General features: G+C 53.3%; 1 protein-coding gene. It reads right to left on the bottom strand.

Annotated features, from left to right (window positions below):
* Nucleotides 1–12: 12 nt before the first annotated feature.
* On the bottom strand, nt 13–1,557 hold the full coding sequence (locus B7449_RS16825) for a Fic family protein (protein WP_048883877.1): 1,545 nt from the start codon (nt 1,555–1,557) through the stop codon (nt 13–15).
* Nucleotides 1,558–1,637 lie beyond the last annotated feature (80 nt).

Raw genomic sequence — 1,637 nt, 5'->3', positions numbered from 1 at the left:
GTCCACGCGCAATCATTCAGAGAATGAACGCCTCAGCGCCTCAGAGATGGCGCTCCAAAGCCTGAATTTTTCGATCATGGGATATTCTTTCTGAATCTTGCCGCTGGGTATGAAACGAGTATCCCGTAATGACCTGATGATGCGGTCGGCATCCATATCCGGCATTTCAACAAGCTCCTTGAGTGCCTGCCGGGCGTTATGGTGTGACCGGAGATATATGGCTTCCTCTTTCATGTGGTGCTTGATGGTCATCTCTAGTGCTGCGCTGAGATAGATAACGTGGGGGGCGAAATTGATATAGCGCCAGGCCGGTCTCGCCAGATCAGGGTTCGAGAAGTCAAGATTGGATTTTATCCCATCAGGATAGGTCTTCATGTCACGATCGAAAGAGACATGATCCGTGATCTGTCGCATTAGGGGTTTTGAAACCCTGTCCAGAATCTGGTCGTAGTTTCGCCTGCTCGTCGGGTCTCCAATGATGGTGGCTGAGATGGGAAGGATGATCTGGTCGGGGATGGCGCCGTCCCGCCTGAGAACGTCGTTTATCAGGAACCGGTGTACACGGCCGTTCCCGTCAGAAAGAGGATGGATGTAGACGAACCCGAAGGCTGCCACGGCGCTACGCATGACAGGGGACTGTCCTTCCGTCCTGTCGAGGAAAATTTTTAATCCTCCAAGCATATCCGCTACGTCTTGTGCGGGAGGCGCGAGGTAATGAACAACATTCTCGTACCTCATCGTGTATTCTCCAACGAATACCGGTGACAGCCGCAAGCCAAAATGCTCGGTTATTGTGACGTCACCGAGGATGTTGCGTTGCAAGTCGGCAAGGTCAGTATCTGTCAGGGGGACTGCCCCATGCCCTGTCCTCGTGGCGAGTACGTGGCTGAAGCGCTGGATCCGGTCAAGTTGGTGCGCCTCGCCTTCAATGGTGAAACTTGCCTTGCTTTCATGATTTGTCAGCCACACTGCGGCCCGGGCAAGCATGCTCTCGCCGAATTCCTGCACCAGTTCACCGTAACCGGCAGATACGTCCATCTCCGCAGCCGTCTTGAGTTGACTGGAAAGCGGGATAAAGGGACAAAAAAAGCGGTTCCCAGGCATGTTGTCACGGACGCGCCATCTGCTGACGTTGCTCATCTTGTCCGGAGAAGCTGTTACCTGAAAAGATGCATCCAGGGCGGAAACGTAGTTGCCGCCGAGGTCGACTGGCGGCACGAGCGTTTGTCCGGTGACGAATTCATAGAGAAACGATGCCCGTCTGGCATATTGTCCGGTCGGTGCATTGTTTATCCACTCCTGGACAAAACTTGGTCCGGTCTTCGCAAAGACGCGCGCCAGCAACTCAAGGCTGGTGGGTTCGTGTCGCAGATGAAACTGCAGATGCGCGGCTGCCGTGTCGGCCGGACGCATGTTTTCGGGATACGTCTCGATGCTGTATAAATTATGATGACTGCTCGACCGGCGACTTCCAAGCTGGCTTTTGACAGCCAGTCCGCCGAATGGCTCTGCATCATATTTCAGTGCGAGCCACATGCCGCCGATCGGGTCTGCCATTGGAATTAAATTCCTGCTGAATTGTCCAAAACCGTTTATTGATGCTTAAAATCGCATATAAACGGTGTCTTGTGTAAAAA

It is taken from the genome of Komagataeibacter intermedius TF2 (assembly GCF_000964425.1).
GTDB lineage: Bacteria > Pseudomonadota > Alphaproteobacteria > Acetobacterales > Acetobacteraceae > Komagataeibacter > Komagataeibacter intermedius.
Note: the sequence above shows the minus strand (reverse complement) of the source record. Positions and strands in the feature narration are given on the sequence as shown.

Bases quoted from the DNA above. Each gene is read 5' to 3' on its own strand.
- B7449_RS16825 (WP_048883877.1), bottom strand. From the start codon at position 1,557: ATGGCAGACCCGATCGGCGGCATGTGGCTCGCACTGAAATATGATGCA.